This is a genomic window from Planococcus sp. A6 (genome assembly GCF_028823615.1).
In the GTDB taxonomy this organism is placed as follows: domain Bacteria; phylum Bacillota; class Bacilli; order Bacillales_A; family Planococcaceae; genus Planococcus.
In genome coordinates this window covers 1-2483 of the sequence record NZ_JAPEHT010000227.1, presented here as the reverse complement: position 1 = coordinate 2483, position 2483 = coordinate 1, and the positions used below count along the sequence as shown (strand labels likewise).

Sequence of the window (2483 nt, the reverse complement as noted above, 5' to 3'; positions counted from 1 at the left end):
CGCATCCTTTAACTGGATGCGGTGCTTTTCCGTCTGTAGCATGCGCTTCATGACCTATGAAAATAGACTCACAATTCCTTTTTCCGCCATATTTCTTCGGAACATTTTTGTGTTTCATAGGGTATATTAAAAGAAAAACGAGGTGTTTGTATGTTCGTAATGCGCCAGACAAACTATGCAAAATGGGCTTTCGCTTTCTTGCTTCTCGTACTGACCAGCAACCTCTTGATTTACCGCTCTCCTATTTCTTCCAATGTGATACCGGAAGATGCCTTTTGGCTCGTTGCCGGCTCGTTGGTTGATTTCGGTGTCGTCATCCCTTTATTAATGCTCGCTTCTTTTCGTCTAAATGCTAAACAATTGCTTACCATCCTAGCCGCGGGGCTGATTGCTGCGCGCATCATCATCCCTGCGCTGTATTTCGAACCCTTCGCCCCCTTATTTTATATAGGGGTCGGAATCGAGGTGCTCGTATTGGCGGCAGAACTAGCCCTGCTTGCCCTATTGCTCATCCACATTCCAAAAATCCGGCGCTCCATGCGCAACCATGCCGCCAGCCCACTTTTTGCCTTGTTTCCCGCAGTGCATGCGAACGTCAAGCCGAATCCGCTCATTCATATCATCCTGTCTGAAGCGCTCGCGTTTTACTACGCATTTTTCACGTGGAAAAAACAGCCTACAGAAGACCCAACAGCCATCACGCTCCATCAAAACACGAGTTCCATCGCTTTTAATATCATGCTCATTCATGCCATCATCTTTGAGACCATCGGCATCCATTGGTGGCTCCACGATAAATCCGCTTTACTTTCTATCGTCCTGCTGGTCTTGAATGTCTATAGCGTCATCTATTTCATCGGCGACATCCAAGCCACCCGCTTAAATCCTTTAACTATCCGCAACGGGAACTTGAACGTTTCGTTAGGGTTGAACAAACGAATCAGCGTACCGCTCGACTCGATTGAAACGGTGCGTTGGGGCGCAAAACCAGAAACACATGCATTGGAATTCGTCGCCAAAGATTTTGAAGAGCCTGAACCCCAAGTAGTGATCGATTTTTACACGCCCCAGCAAGCGGTGCTATTTTTCGGAAAGACACGGGCAGTGTCACAAATCACGCTAAAAGTGGACGATCCTGAAAAATTACGGCGATTGTTAAATCCCATAAAATGACCACAAAAAAGTTGCCTGCACTGTGCTGCAAGCAACTTTTTTAGGTAAATCGCTTATCTTAAAGACCTCGATCAAGCTTCCGATAAGCCCTTGTTTCCGTTATCCGTGGCCGGCTTGACCTTTTTGACAGAAGGCACCGTCAATACGACGCGGCCGAACGGCAACTTCTGGACGAGCATGATGATCCCGACCGTAATGGCCATGACCACCACATACCACACTGGAAACAACGACAGTGTCCATACGTCTTCCGGCAAATTTCGCTGCAGCATATTGATGACGAACGGGTGGATCAAATAGATCCCCATCGACATCGCGCCAAGCCTTGAAGCAAGCGTATGAAGCAATGGATTTCTTGCCACTTTCTCGGAAATGGCCATAATGAACAAAATGAGGATCGGCAAATTGATGATATTGGAAACCCGGTTGGAACCTATGTAACGTCCCCATTCATATTCGACTGCCGCGAAATAGAGAATCAGCAGCACCCCGATGAATAGACCGACTCGCCATTTATACGCCCATTGTTTCGCCGCTTCCCAGTTATTGGCGAGAAAACCGCCGAAGATGAAGAAGAAAATCCATTTCGGCAAAAAGGCGCGCTGCTCCATAATCATCCCGATCAGGCCGTCAAATTGCGATGGGTCCATAATCTTCATCGCGTAAACGTGAACGATAGCCGATGCAGCCAGTGCTATGATCCAAGCCGCCTTTCCTTTGATCAATTGCAGCAAAGGAAAAATCAAATAAAATTGCAGCACGATGGAAATGAAATAAAGATGGGAATACGTCTCCCCAAATGCCACTTCAAACAAAAAGCGCTTGATTCCTGCGTCCAGCGGGTTTGCCCCGAAGACCACCCACAAATAAAACAAGTAAAAGGCTGTCCAGAACAGGAAGGGAATGACGATTTTCTGCAGACGCGATGTGACGAAGCGTTGGAAGAAAAACCCTTTGTTTTTTGCTTGCAAAAATAACAGCAGCCCGCTGACGATAGCGAAGATCGGTGTCCCGAAACGGCTCGCCTGGTTGAGGAATAAAATGACATCCTCCCATTCCCCGCGCTGGACATAGTACAACGCGGATACATGAACGAGCACGACCATCAAGCAGCCGACTGCCCTCATGACATGTATATCAAAAATATGTGCTTGCTGTTTCATATGTATCTACACCCTTATCCGTTAATCAAACCTTATCCATTGTATGACTACGTGTAATAGGGATACAACATATTTACAAAAACTTAACGCAATCTGCTAAAATTTCCATTCTTCAGAGCAGCGGAAATGTTCTTGCCAATAAAAAAA

At 46.5% G+C, this 2483-nt stretch carries 2 protein-coding genes; one reads left to right on the top strand and one right to left on the bottom strand.

The annotated features are described in order from the left end of the window. Nucleotides 1-150 precede the first annotated feature (150 nt). Nucleotides 151-1173 carry a beta-carotene 15,15'-monooxygenase gene (locus ON064_RS17990; RefSeq protein WP_274625841.1) on the top strand — a complete coding sequence of 341 codons (1023 nt, stop codon included), beginning with the start codon at nt 151-153 and terminating at the stop codon, nt 1171-1173. A gap of 71 nt (nt 1174-1244) precedes the next feature. On the opposite strand, the gene ON064_RS17985 is transcribed toward ON064_RS17990, so the two are convergent. Further along, on the bottom strand, nt 1245-2336 hold the full coding sequence (locus ON064_RS17985; protein WP_274625840.1) for an acyltransferase: 1092 nt from the start codon (nt 2334-2336) through the stop codon (nt 1245-1247). Between the last annotated feature and the right edge of the window lie 147 nt (nt 2337-2483).

What these genes read in the sequence shown, in the direction of transcription:
- ON064_RS17990 (WP_274625841.1), top strand. Translation starts at nt 151, where the DNA reads ATGTTCGTAATGCGCCAGACAAACTATGCAAAATGGGCTTTCGCTTTC.
- ON064_RS17985 (WP_274625840.1), bottom strand. Translation starts at nt 2,336, where the DNA reads ATGAAACAGCAAGCACATATTTTTGATATACATGTCATGAGGGCAGTC.